22 protein-coding genes are annotated in these 20036 nt (G+C 61.5%); 7 read left to right on the top strand and 15 right to left on the bottom strand.

All coding sequences use genetic code 11. The annotated features are described in order from the left end of the window. Positions 1-15 precede the first annotated feature (15 nt). The 5 genes from ACJRW5_RS05935 to bacA form a co-directional block, all read right to left on the bottom strand. A complete protein-coding gene (locus tag ACJRW5_RS05935) occupies positions 16-255 on the bottom strand; it encodes a hypothetical protein (RefSeq protein WP_037049404.1) in 240 nt (79 codons plus the stop codon). 168 nt (positions 256-423) lie between these two features. Beyond that, a complete protein-coding gene (locus ACJRW5_RS05930; RefSeq protein ID WP_484569608.1) occupies positions 424-2457 on the bottom strand; it encodes a hypothetical protein in 2034 nt (677 codons plus the stop codon). 83 nt (positions 2458-2540) lie between these two features. Further along, positions 2541-3182: a hypothetical protein gene (locus ACJRW5_RS05925; RefSeq protein ID WP_484569607.1), complete on the bottom strand. Its 642-nt coding sequence runs from the start codon at positions 3180-3182 to the stop codon at positions 2541-2543. Between the two features lie 67 nt (positions 3183-3249). Beyond that, complete coding sequence (locus tag ACJRW5_RS05920) at positions 3250-3945, bottom strand: PspA/IM30 family protein (protein ID WP_484569606.1); 696 nt, start codon at positions 3943-3945, stop codon at positions 3250-3252. A 14-nt stretch (positions 3946-3959) separates the two neighbouring features. Next, positions 3960-4580, bottom strand: coding sequence for a biofilm formation regulator BacA (bacA, locus tag ACJRW5_RS05915; RefSeq protein ID WP_484569605.1), 621 nt, complete (start codon positions 4578-4580; stop codon positions 3960-3962). 288 nt (positions 4581-4868) lie between these two features. On the opposite strand from bacA, the gene ACJRW5_RS05910 reads away from it, so the two are divergent. Further along, a complete protein-coding gene (locus ACJRW5_RS05910) occupies positions 4869-5120 on the top strand; it encodes a hypothetical protein (RefSeq protein WP_484569604.1) in 252 nt (83 codons plus the stop codon). A gap of 46 nt (positions 5121-5166) precedes the next feature. Here ACJRW5_RS05910 and thrC read toward each other — a convergent pair whose 3' ends face one another. From thrC to dsbC, 3 genes are all read right to left on the bottom strand, one after another. Further along, positions 5167-6576 carry a threonine synthase gene (gene thrC / locus ACJRW5_RS05905; RefSeq protein WP_484569603.1) on the bottom strand — a complete coding sequence of 470 codons (1410 nt, stop codon included), beginning with the start codon at positions 6574-6576 and terminating at the stop codon, positions 5167-5169. 92 nt (positions 6577-6668) lie between these two features. Further along, positions 6669-7973 carry a homoserine dehydrogenase gene (locus ACJRW5_RS05900; protein WP_484569602.1) on the bottom strand — a complete coding sequence of 435 codons (1305 nt, stop codon included), beginning with the start codon at positions 7971-7973 and terminating at the stop codon, positions 6669-6671. 305 nt (positions 7974-8278) lie between these two features. After that, a complete protein-coding gene (gene dsbC, locus ACJRW5_RS05895) occupies positions 8279-9004 on the bottom strand; it encodes a bifunctional protein-disulfide isomerase/oxidoreductase DsbC (RefSeq protein WP_484569601.1) in 726 nt (241 codons plus the stop codon). 301 nt (positions 9005-9305) lie between these two features. On the opposite strand from dsbC, the gene ACJRW5_RS05890 reads away from it, so the two are divergent. From ACJRW5_RS05890 to ACJRW5_RS05880, 3 genes are read left to right on the top strand one after another with little or no spacing between them, the layout of a single operon-like run. Beyond that, positions 9306-9731 (top strand): organic hydroperoxide resistance protein, encoded by a 426-nt coding sequence (locus ACJRW5_RS05890; RefSeq protein ID WP_036994554.1) that lies wholly within the window; start codon positions 9306-9308, stop codon positions 9729-9731. A gap of 59 nt (positions 9732-9790) precedes the next feature. Next, a complete protein-coding gene (locus ACJRW5_RS05885; protein WP_484569600.1) occupies positions 9791-10039 on the top strand; it encodes a DUF2790 domain-containing protein in 249 nt (82 codons plus the stop codon). A gap of 35 nt (positions 10040-10074) precedes the next feature. Continuing rightward, positions 10075-11091: an alpha/beta hydrolase gene (locus ACJRW5_RS05880; protein WP_484569599.1), complete on the top strand. Its 1017-nt coding sequence runs from the start codon at positions 10075-10077 to the stop codon at positions 11089-11091. Between the two features lie 60 nt (positions 11092-11151). Here the strand turns inward: ACJRW5_RS05880 and xerD are convergent, their stop codons facing one another. Further along, entirely contained in the window at positions 11152-12048 is an 897-nt protein-coding gene (gene xerD, locus ACJRW5_RS05875) for a site-specific tyrosine recombinase XerD (protein ID WP_484569598.1), read from the bottom strand. Between the two features lie 427 nt (positions 12049-12475). Here xerD and ACJRW5_RS05870 point away from each other — a divergent pair, with 427 nt between their 5' ends. Beyond that, a complete protein-coding gene (locus ACJRW5_RS05870) occupies positions 12476-14317 on the top strand; it encodes a cation:proton antiporter (RefSeq protein ID WP_484569597.1) in 1842 nt (613 codons plus the stop codon). Positions 14318-14410: 93 nt separating this feature from the next. Continuing rightward, complete coding sequence (locus ACJRW5_RS05865) at positions 14411-15091, top strand: cyclic di-GMP-binding domain-containing protein, MshE-related (protein WP_484569596.1); 681 nt, start codon at positions 14411-14413, stop codon at positions 15089-15091. Positions 15092-15103: 12 nt separating this feature from the next. Here the strand turns inward: ACJRW5_RS05865 and ACJRW5_RS05860 are convergent, their stop codons facing one another. The 6 genes from ACJRW5_RS05860 to ffh all read right to left on the bottom strand — a co-directional run bounded on the left by ACJRW5_RS05860 (position 15104) and on the right by ffh (position 19073). Next, positions 15104-15517 (bottom strand): acyl-CoA thioesterase, encoded by a 414-nt coding sequence (locus tag ACJRW5_RS05860; RefSeq protein ID WP_484569595.1) that lies wholly within the window; start codon positions 15515-15517, stop codon positions 15104-15106. Between the two features lie 99 nt (positions 15518-15616). Continuing rightward, the gene (rplS, locus tag ACJRW5_RS05855) at positions 15617-15967 is read right to left on the bottom strand and encodes a 50S ribosomal protein L19 (protein WP_003246155.1); all 351 of its coding nucleotides are present in this window, start codon (positions 15965-15967) and stop codon (positions 15617-15619) included. Positions 15968-16009: 42 nt separating this feature from the next. Beyond that, positions 16010-16753 (bottom strand): tRNA (guanosine(37)-N1)-methyltransferase TrmD, encoded by a 744-nt coding sequence (trmD, locus tag ACJRW5_RS05850; RefSeq protein ID WP_484569594.1) that lies wholly within the window; start codon positions 16751-16753, stop codon positions 16010-16012. A gap of 5 nt (positions 16754-16758) precedes the next feature. Next, positions 16759-17295, bottom strand: a complete 537-nt coding sequence (gene rimM / locus ACJRW5_RS05845; RefSeq protein WP_484569593.1) for a ribosome maturation factor RimM — start codon at positions 17293-17295, stop codon at positions 16759-16761. A gap of 8 nt (positions 17296-17303) precedes the next feature. After that, positions 17304-17555, bottom strand: coding sequence for a 30S ribosomal protein S16 (gene rpsP / locus ACJRW5_RS05840; protein WP_009867795.1), 252 nt, complete (start codon positions 17553-17555; stop codon positions 17304-17306). 141 nt (positions 17556-17696) lie between these two features. Continuing rightward, a complete protein-coding gene (ffh, locus tag ACJRW5_RS05835) occupies positions 17697-19073 on the bottom strand; it encodes a signal recognition particle protein (RefSeq protein WP_484569592.1) in 1377 nt (458 codons plus the stop codon). A 157-nt stretch (positions 19074-19230) separates the two neighbouring features. On the opposite strand from ffh, the gene ACJRW5_RS05830 reads away from it, so the two are divergent. Next, entirely contained in the window at positions 19231-20031 is an 801-nt protein-coding gene (locus tag ACJRW5_RS05830) for a cytochrome C assembly family protein (protein WP_484569591.1), read from the top strand. The last annotated feature ends 5 nt before the right edge of the window (positions 20032-20036 follow it).

The raw sequence follows: 20036 nt of genomic DNA, 5'->3' as shown, positions 1-20036 counted from the left end.
AAGCCACCCGGTGGCTTACGCGCCGATCTTCTGCTCGACGATGGCGATCTTGTCGCGCAGCGCCGCGTCGATTTCCTCGGGGCGGACCTGGGCGATGATCTTGCGCAGCACCCGGACTTCGTTATCGTCGATCACGCCATCGCGCTCGGCGATCTCCAGCAGACTCTTGAGCTCCTGCGCATCCAGGCGGCCGTCGTTGCTGAAGCACTGGATCGAGCGAAAGGTCATCTCCAGGTAGTCTCTTGATTCTGACATTGCGTAGTCCCTGATTGGTCGAACGGTAGGACCGTGGGATGGCTTGAGCCGCTCAAGCGCCTTCCACCAGACCTGGCATTGAATTGATGATCGCTAGGGTGGGCAACGCTTTCTGTCCACCTTTAGCGATGCAAGCGGTGGACAAGCTGCGCGCTGCCCACCCTAGGCTCAGGCTTGCTCCGAGCCCGCGCTCGGGGCGACCGGGGCTGCTTTGCCAGCCAGCAGGCGGGAAATCACGTCCTGCACCACCGGGCTCTTGCCGACCACGCCTTCGATGGCCTTGCCCACCGACAGCGACTTGGCGAAGGAGTTGAAGAAGTCGCCCTCGCCGCCGACGATCTCGATCTTCGCCTTGGCCAGCGCAGTGGACAGCACTTCGGCCTGATCCTTGGCGATGTCCTTGTTGGCGGCGATGGCCGCCATGGCTTCCTCGAAGTTCTTCTCCAGCTGCATGCGGAACTCCTCGTGCTGGCGCGCGTTGTCGCTGAGTGCATCGAGGGCACCGAACTTCTTGCCCAGACCTTCGGCTTCGGCGTTGAGGCGCTCCAGCAGCACCTGCGCTTCGGCCATACCCAGATCCTGGGTGGCCTTGGCCTTGGCGGTACCGAGCTGCTCCTCGCCGCGTGCCTGGGCGCCGAGCTTCTCTTCCAGCACCTTGGCATCGGCCAGGCCGTCTTTTTCCTTGGCGGCTGCTTGCGCCTCGGTAACACGTGCCTGGGCCAGACCTTTCTCCTGCTCACCCTTGGCTTCGGCGATCAGGCGCTCGGCCTGTACGCGGGCCTCGGCCAGACCTTCCTTCTCCTTGGCCGCGGCAGTGACTTCACGCACACGCGCATCGGCCAGGCCAGGCGCGGCGCGCTCGGCTTCGATACCTTCGGCCAGCTTCTTCTTGGCCTCGGCGCTCTTGGCAGCCGCTTCCAGCTCGGCCTGGGCCAGGGTGTTGATTTCCACAGCCTTGTGCTTGGAACGGGTCTCGTCGGCTTCGGCCTGCTTGACCTGACGCACCAGTTCCTGCTCGGCTTCGGCCTGGGCGTTGAGCACGGTGACCTGCTTCAAGCGCTCGGCCTCGGACACTTCGCGCACTTCCTTGATGCGTTCTTCTTCCTGGGCCACGGTCTTCTCGACCGCCACACGCTCGCGCACCACGGCGGCGATGTTCTTGCGCTCTTCTTCCAGCGCCTTTTCCTTCTCGATGCGCTGCAGCTCGACCTCGCGCTCGCGGGAGACCACTTCCAGCTCCTTGGCGCGGGTGACCTTCTCCACCTCGATGACCACGGCACGCTGGCGGTTCTGCTGCGCCACCTCCACTTCACGCTGATGGTTCTCGGCGCGGATATCCAGCTCCTGCTGGGTCTGGATGCGTGCCTGCTCGGCCTTCAGGCGCTCTTCTTCGCGCACCTTGAGGGTTTCCGCTTCCTCACGGGCGCGGATGGTTTCGATCTCGCGCTTCTGCCGTGCTTCGGCATCGGCCTGCTGGCGTTCCAGCGACAGAGTCGCCTCGCGGGTTTCGACGTTCTTCTTCTTGATCGCCAGCTCTTCGTTGCGCTCCAGGTCATTGGTGATGACGTTCTGCGCGGCGGTCAGCTCGGTGATCTTGCGGATACCCTCGGCGTCGAGGATGTTGCTCGGGTCCAGGGACGCCTTGGAGGTCTGTTCCAGGTAGTCGATGGCCACGTCTTCCAGCACGTAACCGTTGAGGTCGTTACCGATCACTTCGACGATACGGTCACGGAAGTCCTGACGGTTCTCGAACAGCTCGACGAAGTCGAACTGCTTGCCGACGGTCTTCAGCGCTTCGGAGAACTTGGCGTTGAACAGCTCGTTGACCGCGCCACGGTCGGAGGCACGGTCGACACCGATGGCCTTGGCCACCTTGAGCACGTCTTCCTGGGTCTCGTTAACGCGCAGGTAGAAAGCCACGGTGATGTCGGCGCGCATGTTGTCGCGGCAGATCAGCCCATCCTTGGCACGGCGGTCGACTTCCAGAGTGATCAGGGAGATCTTCATGAACTCCTTGAGGTGGATCACCGGGTACACCAGGGAACCGGTGAAGTGCACCTTGGGCGTCGAGCTCATGTCGTTGACGATCAGCGCGGTGCCTTGCGGGACCTTGATATAGAACGCCTTGAACAGCGCGATCAGGGCGATCACGAAGAGGACGACCAGCCCTGCCCCGACGATGAAGGGGATGAGGTTTTCCATTACTGCTGTACTCCTTTGCTAATTGTGCAGGCAGGTTCGGCGGTGCCGTAGCCTGCCAGTCGTCTGTTACGTACCGATTGTGGCTAGACGCCTCGAAACTCTTCTTCAGTGATGACCCGATAGGCATGCTCGGCTACCAGGTATTCCAGCAACACGACGCGGTCGCCACGCTTGAAACCCAGGGCTTCATCAGCACGCACGCGCAGGATCAACCCCGCACCACCGTCTTCCAGCACAGCCTCCCCATGGCGCGTGGTGACTTTGCCGCTGCGCACCACCGCCACCTGCCCCAACACCGACTTGCTGCTGATTGCTTCGACCTTGTGGAACAAGGGACGCAGTGGCCGACAGATTGCCGCGCACAGCGGCGCTGCCACGACAAAAGCGCCGGCGATCACCAGCAGCCCCAACGGGTAGCGGAGAATGCCCAGTGGCAGATGGCGCAATAGCCAGAGTTCAATGAAGTAGCAGACGAACCAGCCGAAGAAGAACAGCAACGTCAGCACCAGCGTAACCGGTACACCGTCGAGCTTGAGCTTGTAGAGCAGGCCAGCAAGGCCTTCGGTCTGGCCGCCGCCCTCCATCACCGAATCGGCCTCGATGTCGAGCAGGTCGACCTCGAGCAGGCCGGCGGCAACCACCAGCCAGTAAATGACTGCCACACACAGCAGAAAGCTGTAGATGGCGGTGGGGAATGACAGCGCTGTCTGCAGGAAGAGTTCCATGGCTTTCCTTTCCCGAATCCGTACGGCAGGCGCGATCGCTCGCGCCTTTCGGTGCATGCAGGCCTGATCAGGCCTTGGACTTGTCCTTCAGGCGCGCCAGCACGCTGTCGGCGCTGGCACTGTCGGCCTTGATACCGGCGGCACGCAGCTTGGCCTCAAGCGAATCGTCCGGCGCGCTGGTCGCGGCCAGTTCGGCCGAGGCTTCCATCTTCGCGCCACGCTCGGCCTGCTTCTGCTTGATACGCTCGAGCGACTCGACCGCCGTCTGCAGCTTGGCCTGCGAACCGCCGTAGCGCTGGGCAACGGCCATCTGCGCTTTTTGCACGCTTTCGGTGGCCTTGACCGTATCGACCTGCTGCTTGAGGCGCTTGATATTGCCCTCTGCCTGGCTCACAGCCTTGCGCAGCTGCGCAACGCTGGCGGCAAAGCCGTCGGCCTGCTCGCGCTCACTGGCTTGCTCGACTTCCAGATTGGCGATCTTCTCGGCCACTTCCTTGGCCAGGGTTTCGTTGCCGGCGTCCAGCGCCTTCAGGGCGTACTGTTCGTACTCGGCAATACTGGCCGCGCTCTTGCTGACCTTGTCGCTGGCCAGCTTGTGCTTGGCCATGATCTCGGCCAGCGCTTCCTTGGACTTGCGCAGCTCGAGGTCGGCGTCGCGAATTTCCTGATCGAGAATACGCAGTGCCTGACTATCGACTACGGCCTCGCCCATTTCATTAGCGCCGCCACGCAGCGCAGTCAGCAGTTTGCTCCAAACGTTCATGGGGGTCTCTCCTCTCAGGCGCCGGACTTGAGGAAGCCTTCGTAGGCTTCGGTGGCCTTGATCACGTTGTCCGCCAACAGCTCGATCTCGAATACCACGTCGGACAGCGTGGAATAGGAACTCAGCGCACCGAACATGGTGTAGCAGTCACGCCCGTCGGCCATCTTCTCCAGGCCGATGGACGACAGGGGGAACAGCTTGTGCGTGCGCAACACTTCCTCATTGAAAGCAGCTGAGTCGTTCACATCCGCAGCTGGCCAGAGCAGCGCCTCGACGATGATCTGCTCACCATATACAGCGATGAACAGCGGCAGATCACCGTATTCGCGCATGGTGATATGCAGACTGGCGTCGGCGCCCTGAATCAACTCGATAGCAGCCTGCCCGCTTTGGAACAGTTCCGTTGCCACCAGAGCCTCATGCAGCGTCTTGGCAGTCCAAACCTGAGCCATGCTCATACCCTCCTCCTCTTCCATCGAAACCAGCATCGACTGCGGCTGGCGTAGTTTGCGCTCGAACGCAACCAGCAGCGGCGCGTGCTCGGGCAATATCCAGACCTCCTTCTTCACCAACCCTTGCTCACGCAAACGCTGACGATAAAGACGCTGGTAATGGGCTGATGATTTGCTTTCCATGGACAACAGCCTAGACCCTTACATGTGAGCCGTAAAGTAATTACATGTGATAAATGTGATGCCGTTCGTCAGACGAGCGCGCAGGATCAGTCCTCGGCGCAAAAAGCCGAAGACCAGAAGGGAATGGGAAATAAGAGAGGCAGGCACACGGGCTCATCCATGACTCGAACAAAACGCTTCCATTCGCGAGGTGTCGAATTAAACCGCACACATTTGCATTACGCACGAAAAAAAGCGCCAACCGGGTCGCACTTGTGACCCCGACCCTACTCAGAGACAGGCAGCGCCATGAACGAACTCCCACCCGCAGTACGCCAGCTCGTGCACGCCGGCCAACGCCAGGCCGCCATCGACCTGCTGAGCGAGTACCTGGCAGCGGACCAACAGGAAGCCGAACGCCGCATCGACCAGTACCTGGAGAACGACCCACCGGTGAACCTGCGCGGCGCTGGCGTCGTCCGCGCCAGCCGTTTGAATGCCCTGATCTGGCTGACGCTGATCATCCTGATGGCGCTAGCCGGCCTGATCTTCGCCCTGTAAACAAAACCGGCGCCACGAGGGCGCCGGTTTTATCGAAGCGATAGCCTCAGAGCGGCTTGCCGCGATTGCCGTGAGCAGCGACGAACTGCTGCACCGTCTTCAGATCGTTGGCCAGCACTGTGCAGCGCTCTTCGCGCTGGAACAGATCTGCCAGGTGCTCCGGCAGCGTCGGAACGGCATCGATCCCCGCCTTTTCAACCGCCTCGGGGAACTTGACCGGATGCGCGGTACCCAGCACCACCATCGGCGTCGCCAGGCTGCGGCGGCATTCACGCGCAGCACGCACGCCGATGGCGGTGTGCGGGTCGAGCAGCTCGCCGCACTCCTTGTACACCTCGGTAATGGTCTCGCAGGTCTGCTCGTCGTTGACGGCCAGCGAGTCGAACAGTTTGCGCGCTTCGGTCCAACGATCTTCCTCGACACTGAAACCGCCGCCCTGCTTGAAGCTGTCCATTAGACTGGCGATAGCAGCGCCATTGCGGCCGTGCAGGTCGAACAGCAGGCGCTCGAAGTTGGACGAGACCATGATGTCCATCGACGGCGACAAGGTCGGATGCAGGGTGTCCTTGACGTACTGATTGCCGCTCATGAAGCGATGCAGGATGTCGTTGCGGTTGGTGGCAACGATCAGTTGGCTGATCGGCAGGCCCATGTTGCGCGCCAGATAACCGGCGAAGATGTCACCGAAGTTACCGGTCGGCACCGAGAACGCCACAGAACGCGCCGGACCACCGAGCTGCAAGGCCGCGTGGAAGTAGTAGACGATCTGGGCCATGATCCGCGCCCAGTTGATCGAGTTGACCGCAACCAGACGGGTGCCCTTGAGGAAGCCCTGGTCGGCGAAGCTGGCCTTGACCATCTCCTGGCAGTCGTCGAAGTTGCCTTCGATGGCGATGTTATGGATGTTGTCGCCGAGAATGGTGGTCATCTGCCGACGCTGCACCTCGGAGACACGGTTGTGCGGGTGCATGATGAAGATGTCGACGTTGTCGCAGGCCTTGCAGCCTTCGATGGCCGCCGAACCGGTATCCCCGGAGGTGGCGCCCATGATCACCACACGCTCGCCGCGCTTGGCCAGCACGTGATCGAGCAGGCGGCCAAGCAGCTGCAGGGCGAAGTCCTTGAACGCCAGGGTCGGGCCGTGGAACAGCTCCAGCACCCATTCGTTGCCGTTGAGCTGACGCAGCGGCGCCACGGCGTTGTGCTCGAACACACCGTAGGTTTCTTCGAGGATCTTCTTGAAGTCGGCATCGGCGATGGAGCCGGCGACGAACGGACGCATCACCCGGAAGGCCAGCTCGTGGTAAGGCAACCCGGCCCAGGAAGCGATCTCCTCGACGGTAAAACGCGGCAGATTCTCCGGCACGTAGAGACCACCATCGCTGGCCAGACCAGCGAGTAGCACGTCTTCGAAATTCAGGGCCGGCGCCTGGCCGCGGGTACTGATATAGCGCATTGTTCAAAACCTTCGGTTTTGGCTTCAGGCTCCAGGCCTCAGGCTCCAGGCAAGTTCGCCTGCGGCCTGCAGCCTGTAGCCTGCAGCCCGAGTTAATTGAGCTGTTCGACGCGCAGACGCATGACCGGCGAGGTCACGCCATCCAGCGCTTCCATGGCGGCGATGGCCTCGATGATACGCGCCTCGACCACACGATGGGTCACGAGGATCATCGGCACCAGGCCGTCCTGCTCCTCGGCTTCCTTCTGCATGATCGACTCGATGTTGATGCCGCGCTCGGAGAGGATGCTCGCCACCTGCGCCAGCACGCCCGGGTGATCCTTGGCCTGAATACGCAGGTAGTAGGCGCTTTCGCACTGCTCGATCGGCAGGATCGGGTGATCGGACAGCGAATCAGGCTGGAAGGCCAGGTGCGGCACGCGGTTGGTCGGATCGGTGGTGAGCGCACGCACCACGTCGACCAGGTCGGCCACCACCGCCGAAGCGGTCGGTTCCATGCCGGCCCCGGCACCGTAGTACAGGGTGCTGCCAACGGCGTCGCCATTGACCATCACCGCGTTCATCACGCCGTTGACATTGGCGATCAGGCGGTCGGCCGGGATCAGCGTCGGGTGCACGCGCAGCTCGATGCCGGCCTCGGTGCGACGGGCCACGCCGAGGTGCTTGATGCGGTAGCCCAGCGCTTCGGCGTAGTTCACATCAGCGGTGGTCAGCTTGGTGATGCCTTCGGTGTAGGCCTTGTCGAACTGCAGCGGCAGACCGAAGGCGATCGAGGCCAGAATGGTCAGCTTGTGCGCGGCGTCGATGCCCTCGACGTCGAAGGTCGGATCAGCTTCGGCGTAACCCAGCGCCTGCGCTTCCTTGAGTACATCTTCGAAGGCACGCCCCTTCTCGCGCATCTCGGTGAGGATGAAGTTGCCGGTGCCGTTGATGATGCCGGCCAGCCAGTTGATGCGGTTGGCCGACAGGCCTTCACGAATCGCCTTGATCACCGGAATGCCACCAGCGACCGCCGCTTCGAAGGCGACGATCACGCCCTTGTCACGGGCGCGGGCGAAGATCTCGTTGCCATGCACGGCGATCAGCGCCTTGTTCGCCGTGACCACGTGCTTGCCGTTGTCGATGGCCTTGAGCACCAGTTCGCGGGCCAGGGTGTAGCCGCCGATCAGCTCGACCACCACATCGATTTCCGGGTTATTGACCAGCTCGAAGACGTCCTGGGTAATCTGAATACCGGTGGTGTCGTACTGGGGCTTCGGCGAACGAATCGCGATCTGGGTAATCTCGATACCGCGACCAGCGCGCCGGGTAATCTCCTCGGCGTTACGCTTGAGTACATTCAGAGTACCGCCACCGACGGTGCCCAGCCCACAGATACCCACTTTGACCGGCTTCACGCTCTATATCCCCATCAGCACTGCATAAAACGGCCGGGACATGCCCCGGCCGCCGAAAAGAGCCGCACATTACGAAGCGGCTGTTTGTTAGTCAATCCATGCCCAAAAGAACCTTTTCACGAACTCGCGAGCTAGAGCTATGCAAGAAAAAAATAGGCGAGGACGCGCAGTTTACGAGCTGTAAATGAGCATTACTCGCTTCGCTCACCCTTTCGGGCCGCACTGAAGTGCGTTAGCCGCAAGCGGCTCTCCGAGCCTGTTTTTGACGCAGCAGAGCCGACGCGCAGCAGGTCGTGAATAGGTTCTTAGTTAGACTCCAGCGCTATCTTGGCCAACTGCGGCGCCGGCTGATAACCCGGAATCATTTTGCCATTGGCCAGGACGATAGCCGGCGTACCGTTGACTCCGATCATCTGGCCGAGCTGATACTGCTTGGCCACCGGGTTGTCGCAGGTCGCGTCCGCCACGCTCTTGCGTGTCTTGGCGCGGTTCATCGCCTCCTGGCGATCCTTGCTGCACCAGACATTGGCCAGCTCCTTGGCCGCCGGGCTGTTCAGGCCCTGGCGCGGGAAAGCCACATAACGCACTTCGACGCCCAGACGATTGAGCTCCGGCACTTCGCTGTGCAGCTTCTGGCAATAGCCGCAGTCGGTGTCGGTGAACACGGTGATATGGGTTTTCGGCGCCTTGGGTGCGAACACCACCATTTCCTTTTCCGGAATGGCATTGATCTGCTTGGCCACCGCACGGTTTTCTTCGATCTCGGTGAGATTGATCGCCTTGCCATCCTTGACCTGGAACAGATAGCCCTGAATCAGGAACTGACCGTCAGCACTGGTATAGAGCTGGCGCCCCCCCTCCAGCTGGACCTGATAAATGCCCGACATAGGGCTCTCGGCAATGGCTTCGATCGGCAGATTGGCGTCGAGCGACTTCAGCGTCTGGCGAATGGTCTGGTCAGGATCTGCAGCCATGGAAACGCCGGTGCCCAGCATGAGCGCCAAGGCAGCGGAAATACGGGTCAGGGACATGAACACTCCTGTCGAACGACGGACCGGTGAAAATCCCGACAGCCTATCACAGATGGCGACCCAGACAGCCGAACAGCTAACAGATGGCGCCTGCGTATATAGCGCCTGAACATTTCCAGCGCCCACCTCCAGGCGCTCCGGCACCATTTATTCACTTGAGTCATATGCATATAGCGAAATACTCGATAAATATAACTTGCGCGCTAATCTTTTGCGCAATACAGTTCGCTCCATGGAAACGGTTTGCACACAAAACATTAGCAAGCCAATCCATCCAACCTAACCCAAGAGGATTACCGCCATGACTATCGAAAACGTTCTGTACCGCGCAACTGCTGAAGCTTTTGGTGGCCGTGAAGGCCGCGCCGTTTCCTCCGACGGCATTCTGGACATCGCCCTGACCACCCCGAAAGAACTGGGCGGTGCAGGTGGCAACGGCACCAACCCGGAGCAACTGTTCGCCGCCGGCTACTCCGCCTGCTTCCTCGGTGCACTGAAATTCGTCGCAGCTCGCGACAAGCTGAGCATCCCGGCTGACACCTTCATCGAGGGCACCGTCGGTATCGGCGCCATCCCCACCGGCTTCGGTATCGAAGTGGAGCTGCGTATCAGCCTTCCCGGCCTGGCCCCTGAAGCGGCACAGACCCTGGTGGATCGCGCGCACATCGTCTGCCCGTACTCCAACGCCACCCGCGGCAACATCGACGTCACCCTAACCATCGTCTGACAGACAGCAGCCAGCGCTCGCGGCCACAGCCCGAGCGCGGCCCCATGAGGAGAACTTCCATGAAAACTCGCACCCTGTTCGCAATCGCCCTGACCGCTCTCTCGCTGAGCTCTCTCGCCCACAGCGCAGAGGCCACCTCCTACCGCTATGGCCAGACGCTGGATATCGCCAAGGTGATCTCCATCGAGGTTCCCAACAGCCCGCAGTGCGAGGTCGTGACGGCCAAGATGACCTACCGCAATAGCGCGGGTGAAGTGGAAGTCCTCGACTACGAGCAGTTGTCCAGCGTTTGCACCAACCAGAACTGAGCTCAGCAGCCCAACCTATCGACAGGAGTTTGACCATGAACATTTCTCGCACTCTGACCGCCGGGCTGCTCGCTCTGGCCGTAAGCAGCAGCTTCGCCGCCGGCAGCCCTGGCGTAGAACGCAACACCCAAGGCTTCCTCGACGCACTGGCAGCCGGCGGCGGCCAGCCACTGGAGACGCTTTCCCCGAAAGACGCCCGCGCCGTACTGGTGGGCGCTCAGGCCAGCGTCAAAGTGGATCTGTCCGGCATCATCGTTGACACCAAGGTGATCGAGGTCGACGGCCAATCCATCACCCTCAAGGTGGTCCGTCCTGAAGGCGCTCGCGGCGTGCTTCCCGGCTTCATGTTCTTCCATGGCGGCGGCTGGGTGCTGGGCGACTACCCGACCCATGAGCGCCTGATTCGTGACCTGGTGGTAGGTTCTGGCGCCGCGGCGATTTACGTGGACTACACACCGTCGCCGGAAGCCAAGTACCCGACCGCGATCAACCAGGCTTACGCAGCGACCCAGTGGGTCGCAGACAACGGCAGCAATATCGGTGTCGATGGTTCGCGCCTGGCCGTAGCCGGTAACAGCGTCGGCGGCAACATGGCGGCTGTAGTGGCCCTGAAGGCTAAGGCTGCCGGTACGCCGAAGCTGCGTTTCCAGTTGCTGCTCTGGCCGGTCACCGATGCCAACTTCAACAACGCCTCCTACAACCAGTTCGCCGAAGGCCACTTCCTGACTCGCGGCATGATGGAGTGGTTCTGGGACAACTACACCACCGACCCGAAGCAGCGTAACGAGATCTACGCCTCTCCGCTGCGCGCCAGCCTGGAGCAACTGCAAGGCCTGCCACCAGCACTGGTACAGACCGCTGAGATGGACGTGCTGCGTGATGAAGGTGAAGCCTACGCCCGCCGCCTGAATGCTGCTGGTGTAGCGGTCACGTCCATCCGCTACAACGGCATGATCCATGATTACGGGCTGCTCAACGTGGTTTCGGAAGTTCCAGCGGTACGCAGTGCCATGGAACAGGCCGCCCAGGCACTGAAAAACAGCCTGAAATAAGCCTCCGAAAGAACGCACCCCGCCCTCGGTAACGATGGCGGGGGTTTCGTTTATCTGTTGTCAGCCCCGCGGGTGATGCTGCGCGTGCAACTCCTGCAGACGCGCACGGGCAATATGCGTGTAGATCTGCGTGGTCGACAGATCGCTATGGCCCAGCAGCATCTGCACCACACGTAGATCGGCACCATGGTTGAGCAAATGAGTGGCGAACGCATGGCGCAAAGTATGCGGCGACAACGCCTTGGCAATTCCCGCGACGCGGGCCTGGAGCTTGATCCGGTGCCAGAAGGTCTGCCGGGTCATCTGCTCGCCCCGCAAGCTGGGAAACAGCACATCACTGGGCTTACCGCCCAACAACAGCGGGCGAGCTTCACGCGTATAACGCTCGATCCAGGCAATGGCCTCCTCACCCAGCGGCACCAGGCGCTCCTTGCTGCCCTTGCCGAACACGCGCAACACGCCCTGGCGCAGATTGACCTGCTCCAACGTCAGCCCCACCAGCTCGCTGACCCGCAGCCCGCAGGCGTAGAGCACCTCGAGCATGGCGCGATCACGCAGCCCAATGGGGTCGTCCAGATCAGGCGCCTGCAACAGGGCCTCGACGTCCGCCTCCGACAGCGACTTGGGCAGTGGCCGGCCAATCTGTGGCAGCTCGACCTGCAGCGTCGGGTCTTCGCTGATCAAATTCTCGCGCAGCAAGAAGCGATAAAAACCGCGCAAGCCAGATAGAAACCGCGCCGTCGAACGCGCCTGGTACCCCTGTTCGAGCCGCCAGGCCAAGTGATCGAGAATGGCATCGCGGCCGATGTGCTGCAGCGCCAGGCCACGCGCATCCAACCAGGCGTTGAAATGCTCCAGGTCGCTGCGGTAGGCAGCCTGAGTATGAGCGGAAAGCCCCTTTTCCAGCCACAATGCTTCGAGGAAGCGGTCGATCAGGGGATGAGTTAACGTTGACATCGAAAGCCCATGACAAAATAAGCCGCTAGTGTTCCACAACCCCATTGCATCATGGCAGCGCAAACTTCGAGACTGTCAGCGCAGCCCCGGCAGCGGAGATCGTTTTTTGTGGCCTGCCATCCCTGGCGGCCACCCTCCGGGCCGTCGCTACGCGACGTCAAAAACTTCTCCCGGAAGTTTTTTGTGGCCTGCCATCCCTGGGGCTACCCTCAGGGCCGTCGCTACGCGACGTCAAAAACGTCTCCCGGAAGTTTTTTGTGGCCTGCCATCCCCGGAGCTACTCTCAGGGCCGTCACTACGCGACGTCAAAAACTTCTCCCGGAAGTTTTTTGTGGTCTGCCATCCCCGGGGCTACCCTCAGGGCCGTCGCTGCACGACATCAAAAACTTCTCCCGGAAGTTTTTTTGTAATCCGATAAGGAGATCCGATGACAGAAACACAGATCCTGCTGAGCCTGGGCGGCATTGGCCTGCTGGCACTGGCTAGCCAATGGCTGGCCTGGCGACTGCGCCTGCCGGCCATCCTGTTTTTGCTGTTCGGCGGCATTCTCGCCGGGCCTTTGCTGGGCCTGCTTGATCCACAGGAGCTGTTCGGCCCGCTACTGTTTCCCTTCATCTCGCTGGCCGTCGCGCTGATCCTGTTCGAAGGCAGCCTGACCCTGCACCTCTCCGAATGGCGCGAGATCGGTAAGGTCGTGCATCGCCTGGTGACCCTCGGCGCCCTGCTCACCTGGGCCGTGATCAGCCTGGCCAGCCACTACCTGCTGGGCTTCGCCTGGGATCTTGCCCTGCTGTTCGGCACCCTGACGCTGGTCACCGGCCCCACGGTGATCGCCCCGATGCTGCGCGTGGTTCGTCCCACGTCGGCAGTCGCCAACATCCTGCGCTGGGAAGGCATCGTCATCGACCCCATCGGCGCCCTGCTGGCGGTGGTGACCTTCGCCTTCATCGTCAGCTACGGCGAAGGCAACGCACTGAGCGAGAGCCTCAGCACCTTCGCCGCAGTGATCGCCTGCGGCAGCCTGCTCGGCGCCGCCGCCGGCTGGGCCTTCGGCATCGTGCTGCGCCGGCGCTGGCTACCGGAGTATCTGCACAACTTCGCCTCGCTGGCCGCCGTGCTGGGCATCTTTATCGCCGCCAACCTGCTGGTGCATGAGTCCGGCCTGCTGGCCGTAACGGTCATGGGCATGTGGCTGGCCAACATGCGCGGCGTGGACATCCGGCCGATTCTGCATTTCAAGGAGAATCTCAGCGTGCTGCTGATCTCCGGCCTGTTCATCATCCTCGCCGCCCGGCTAGACCTGTACGCCCTGCTGGCACAGGGGCCGGCGACACTGGCGCTGCTCGCAGTGATCCAGCTGATCGCCCGCCCGCTGAACATCCTCGCCTGCACCCTGGGCTCCAGCCTGAACTGGCGCGAACGCGCTCTGCTCGCCTGGATCGCCCCACGCGGCATCGTCGCCGCAGCGGTCTCGGCGATCTTCGCCCTGCGCCTGGAGCAGCAAGGCAATGAACAGGCCCAGTTGCTGGTGCCACTGACCTTCCTGGTCATCATCGGTACCGTGGTCCTGCAAAGCGCGACGGCGCGCCCGCTGGCTCGCCTGCTCAAGGTGGCAGAGCCTTCACCAAGCGGCTTCCTGATCGTCGGCGCCAACCCGGTCGCCAGGGCAGTAGGCAAGGCCATCCAGGGGCTCGGCAGCCAGGTACTGCTGACCGACTCGAGCTGGGAGAACATTCGCGCGGCACGCATGGCCGGGCTGCCAACCTACTTCGGCAACCCCACCTCGCAACATGCCGAAGCGCATCTGGATCTGGTCGGCCTCGGCCACCTGCTGGCACTGGCCCCATCAGCAGAACTCAACGCTCTGGCTTGCATGCATTTTCGCCATGACTTCCCGAGCAACCGGCGCTTCACCCTGCCCACCAGCACCGATGGCAGGCGCAGCGACAAGCATCGCAGCAGCGATGAGGTACGCGGCACAGCGATGGGCGGCCAAGCGCTCAGTTACCCGCAGTTCGCCAGCCGGCTGGCACGTGGCGACGAGGTTCGCAGCACCACGCTGACCGAGACATTCGACTGGAATGCCTACACGACTCGATACGGCAAGCGCGCCACCTTGCTGCTGGCTCGCGCACCCAATGGCTGGCTGCATATCGCCACCCAACCACTGACCTTCACCCCCGGCGCGGGCTGGACGCTAATGGCACTGATCGAAACAGAGGAAACGGCCCCTGCGGCACCTGTAGAGGAATGCCCCGCCGCCACATGAACGCCCGGCAGCGCAGCCTATCTTTGGTTGGGTGACAGACAGGGAAGTCGCGCGCATGATTGCACCATGCCATCACCCTACCGGTAGCTCTCTATGTCCCAACACGTCAATTCACGACTCGGCCAGATACTGATCAACAAGGGACTGATCAGCGCTACGCAGCTGGATGTTGCCATCAAGGTACAGCTGACCAGCCACAAGCGCCTCGGCGAAGTGCTGGTAGAACAGGGTCTGCTGACCCAGAAGCAACTGAGCAAGGCACTGAAGAAGCAGAGCAGTCTGCGCCTCGCCGCCACCCTGGTGGCCGCCCTGATGACGCCCTTCCAGATGGCCAGTGCTGATATCCAGCGCTTGCAACCACCCAGCAGCATCAGCCAGGACGAAACGCCGCGAGGCATGCAGTCGCTGAGTGACCGCGAGATGAGCGAGGTCAGCGCGCAGGGCCTGGACGACGCCCTGCAAGGGTTGTTGCTACGCGCGGAAAGCGACGACGGGCTCGGCACGGTCAAGCAGCTGGCCAAGCTGGTGATGCCGGTGCTCGACAACCTGGACGCCGAAACCCGTCTGAGCGACGTGCGCTACGACACAGGTAAGCTGCGCTCGACGCTGAACAACGACGGCTCGTTCAACGTCAATCTGCCCAGCTCGATCGGCGAGCTGCGCTTCGACAATATCCGCGTCAAGGGAGGCCCCGCCGGGCAGAGCTTCGGCAACCTGAGCCTGCACAACATCGATCTGTCGCAGGCCAGCCTGAAAGTCAGCCTGCGCCCCTGAGCCACCGCATACCTACTGCGCGAAGCCGGGCAACACCGGCACGGGCTTCTGCTGCTCGTCGACAGCAACGAAGCTGAAGCTGCCGCTGATGGCCCGCTCGCGTCCTTCCTGATACAAACCCTCGACGAACACCTCGACCTCCACCTTGAGGCTGGTATTGCCGACCTTGATCACCCGCCCGACCAGCTCGACGATGGAGCCGGCCGGGATCGCATGCTTGAAATCGATACGGTCGCTGGACACCGTCACCAACGGCAGCCGGCAGAAACGCGTGGCAGCGATGAACGATACCTCGTCCATCCAGGCCAGCGCAGTACCGCCGAACAGGGTGTTGTGATGATTGGTGGTCGGCGGGAACACCGCCTTGGTCACACGGGTTTCCGACAGCGCGATGCGCCGCTGGATTTCTTGCTCTCTCGGGGTCATGCCACGACTACTCATGCAATGGATGGACCTGACGGTCAGCGCCGTCCAGAAACGAAAAAAGCAGCCCGTAGGCTGCTTTTTTTAGAGAAGCGTCCGAACTTAGGACAGCTTTTCCTTGATGCGCGCGGCTTTGCCGGACAGGTCGCGCAGGTAGTACAGCTTGGCTTTGCGCACGTCACCGCGACGCTTGACGCTCAGGCTGTCGACCAGCGGCGAGTAGGTCTGGAAGGTACGCTCAACGCCTACACCGCTGGAGATTTTACGCACGGTGAACGCGCTGTTCAGGCCGCGGTTACGCTTGGCGATAACAACGCCTTCGAAGGCCTGCAGACGCTGACGGTCGCCTTCCTTCACTTTCACTTGCACGACAACGGTGTCGCCCGGGGCGAAAGTCGGGATTTCTTTGTTCATCTGCTCGGCTTCGAGCATCTGGATAATCTTGTTGGTCATGCTGCGCTCCTAAGACAAGCCTCCCGGCCTGCCATCGATACGTTAACTATCGTCCCGCTGGCGGATGTATTCCTCCAGCAGCTTCTTCTCTTCTCCAGAAAGCGAGCGGCTATCCAGAAGATCAGCGCGACGTTGCCAGGTCCGACCAAGGGACTGCTGCAAACGCCAGCGCCGGATGTGTTCGTGGTTGCCACTAAGCAACACTTCGGGAACACGTTTATCCGCATACACCTCCGGGCGGGTGTAGTGCGGGCAGTCGAGCAAGCCATCCGTAAAGGAGTCCTCCTCGGCCGAATCGGCATGACCCAATGCACCAGGCAAAAGGCGCGTCACCGCATCGATCAGCACCATGGCCGGCAGCTCACCGCCGGACAGGACGTAGTCGCCAACCGACCATTCCTCATCGACATGCGTTTCGATGAAACGCTCGTCGATGCCTTCATAACGACCGGCAATCAGGATCAGTGCATCCTCCTGCGCCAGCTCGCGGACCGCCGCCTGATTCAGACGACGTCCCTGCGGCGACAGGTAAATCACCTTCGCCGTCTCCCCCGCGGCCTGCTTGGCGCTAGCCAAGGCATCCTCGAGAGGCTTGATCTTCATCACCATCCCCGGGCCACCGCCAAAGGGACGGTCATCCACCGTATGGTGGCGATCCGTTGTGTAGTCCCGCGGATTCCAGCAGTTGAGCTTGAGCAGCTCCTGCCTCACCGCACGACTGGTGATGCCGTACTCGCCGATGGCGGCGAACATCTCAGGGAACAGCGTGATGACTTCTACGCGCATGAGCCTTAGAAATCCGCATCCCAGTCGACCTGCATCTCGCCGGCTGCCAAATCGATCGAAAGCACGCATTGCGCCGTATAGGGCAACAGACGCTCGCGATCATCCAGGCTACCCGCGCAGGGCTTGACCACCATCACATCGTTGGCACCGGTCTCGAACAAGTGGTCGATCACACCGAGCAACTGCTCTGCCTGATCAATGACCTTCAAGCCCTGCAACTGGTACCAGTAGAACTCGCCATCATCCAGCTCTGGCAGCTCGCTACGCGGCACACAGATCTCGAAACCGGCGTAGCTACGCGCGACTTCGCGATCATCCAGACCTTTCAACTTGGCTACCAGCACCTTGCCTTGCAGGCGGCCGCTGGCCAGTTCAACTTTCTTTACCTCACCGTCACGCTTGAGCGTCCAGTTACGGTAATCGAGCACGTTATCGATAGGGTCGGTAAAGGAATACACCTTCACTTCACCCCTGACGCCGTGCACCGAAACAATCTTGCCAAGAACGATCAGGTCCTCGGCGACGGCCGGCGTCGTACTCATAAAGATGCTTAGGCAGCAGCCTTGGCAGCTTCCTTGAGCAGCTGAGCAACGCGCTCAGACGGTTGAGCGCCTTGGCTCAGCCAGTAGGCTGCACGCTCTTGATTGACGGACAGCTTCACTTCAGCACCCGAGGCGATCGGGTTGAAGAAACCGATACGCTCAACGAAGCGACCGTCGCGCGCATTGCGGCTGTTGGTCACGGTCAGGTGGTAGAAGGGGCGCTTTTTGGAGCCGCCACGAGCAAGACGGATGGTTACCATGTGAACATCGTTCCTATAGTCGGTGCTAACTTGAGGCACACATTAAAAATGGGCCTGGGCCCGAAAGGCCGCATATTTTAAGGATTATGCGGCGGTTTGCAAATCTCTTTTTCCAGCCGGCCTTCGACCGGGCTACAAACATCAGAATTTCGGCATGCCGCCGCCAGGGAGCATGCCGCCCATGCCGCGCATCATCTTGGCCATGCCGCCCTTGGCAGTGAATTTCTTCATCATCTTCTGCATCTGCTTGTGCTGCTTGATCAGCCGCCCGATGTCCTGCACCTGGGTGCCGGAACCCAGCGCAATACGGCGCTTGCGCGAACCGCTGATGATGTCCGGGTCACGGCGCTCGGCCGGCGTCATCGAATTGATGATCGCCTCCATCTGCTTGAACTGCTTCTCGGCAGCGCCCTGGGCGTTGCCCATCTGCGACAGATTGACTCCGCCGATGGACGGCAGCTTGTCCATCAGGCCGCCAAGCCCCCCCATGTTCTTCATCTGCTGCAGTTGGTCACGGAAGTCTTCGAGATCGAAGCCCTTGCCCTTCTTCAGCTTCTTGGTGAGTTTGTCGGCCTTCTCGCGGTCGAGGGTCTGCTCGGCCTGCTCGATGAGGCTGAGCACATCACCCATACCCAGAATGCGCGAAGCGATACGATCGGGGTGGAAGGGCTCGAGCGCATCGCTCTTCTCGCCCATACCGATGAACTTGATCGGCTTGCCGGTGATATGGCGCACCGACAGCGCGGCACCGCCACGGGCGTCACCGTCGACCTTGGTCAGCACCACACCGGTCAGCGGCAGCGCATCGCTGAACGCCTTGGCCGTATTGGCGGCATCCTGACCGGTCATGGCGTCGACCACGAACAGGGTCTCCACCGGCTTGACCGCCGCATGCAGCGCCTGGATTTCGGCCATCATCTCGGCGTCCACGGCCAAGCGGCCGGCGGTATCGAGGATGACCACATCGACGAACTTCAGCTTGGCCTCACGGATAGCCGCATTGGCGATATCCACTGGCTTCTGACTGGCATCGGAGGGGAAGAAGGCAACATCCAGATCGCCAGCCAGGGTTTCCAGCTGCTTGATCGCGGCCGGACGATAAACGTCGGCAGAGACCAGCAGCACCGACTTCTTCTTGCGCTCCTTGAGGAACTTGGCCAGTTTGCCCGCGGTGGTGGTCTTGCCCGCCCCCTGCAGACCGGCCATCAGCACCACGGCTGGCGGCGCAGCATTGAGCGCCAGATCCTCATTGGCCGCCCCCATCAGCTCTTCGAGCTCGGCACGGACGATCTTCACGAAGGCCTGGCCCGGCGTCAGGCTTTTGGACACCTCGGTGCCAACGGCACGCTCCTTGACCTTGCCGACGAAGTCCTTGACCACCGGCAGGGCCACGTCGGCCTCGAGCAGGGCCATGCGCACTTCGCGCAGCGTATCCTTGATGTTGTCTTCGGTCAGCTTGGCCTTGCCCGTGACGTTACGCAGCGTCTGGGACAGGCGATCGGTAAGATTTTCGAACATGCGCGTTCCTTAATAGGGTGCGACCCGGCGTGCCGGATGTGCGACAGGCGGCGGATTATAGCGAAGTCGCCGAGCTGCCGACACCGCCGGCAGTCTTTCGTGCCGATACCCTTCTGTGCCACACTCAGCGCCTTTCGGGCTCGCCTTACACGGATTTATGCACCCTCTGTTGCCCACTCTTGCCGCCGCCCTCCTTTATGCCGGCGCCACTGCTTACCAAGGTCTGCGCCTGACCAAGCGCAGCATTCCCGACAAACGCCTGCTGGTAGCGCTCGGCGCACTCGCTTTATGCCTGCATGTCGCCAGCCTGTTTTTCCAGTTGTATGACGTACGCGGCCTCAACCTGGACTTCTTCAATGCAGCCAGCCTGATCGCCTGCGCGGTCATCGCCCTGATTCTCCTGGCGTGCCTGCGCATCCCGGTCGAAAACCTGCTGCTGCTGCTCTTCCCGCTTGGCACGCTGACCGTGCTGGCAGCCGAATTCATGCCCAGTGGCACCATCAACCCGATCGACGAGCACCCGGGCATCCTCGCCCATATCCTGTTCTCCATCCTGGCTTACGGCATGCTGACCATCGCCGTATTCCAGTCGGTCCTGCTGCTGCTTCAGGACTACCAACTCAAGCACAAGCACCCATCCGGGCTGATCCGCAACTTCCCGCCGCTGCAAACCATGGAAAGCCTGCTGTTCGGTTTCCTCTTCGCCGGCTGGCTGCTGCTGTCGCTGTCGCTGCTGTCGGGCGCGCTGTATATCGATGATCTGTTCGCCCAGCACCTGGCGCACAAGACCATTCTCTCCTGCTTCGCCTGGGTGGTTTTCGCCGTACTGTTGTGGGGTCGCCATCAACTGGGCTGGCGCGGCCACAAGGCCATTCGCTGGACCCTCGCCGGGTTCTGCCTGCTGATGCTGGCCTATTTCGGCAGCAAGCTGGTACGCGAATTCATCCTGCACATCTGAGGCAG

Origin of the sequence: Pseudomonas pichavaramensis, from assembly GCF_050473265.1 — a bacterium.
GTDB lineage: Bacteria > Pseudomonadota > Gammaproteobacteria > Pseudomonadales > Pseudomonadaceae > Aquipseudomonas.
This window is presented reverse-complemented; position numbering and strand designations above follow the sequence as displayed.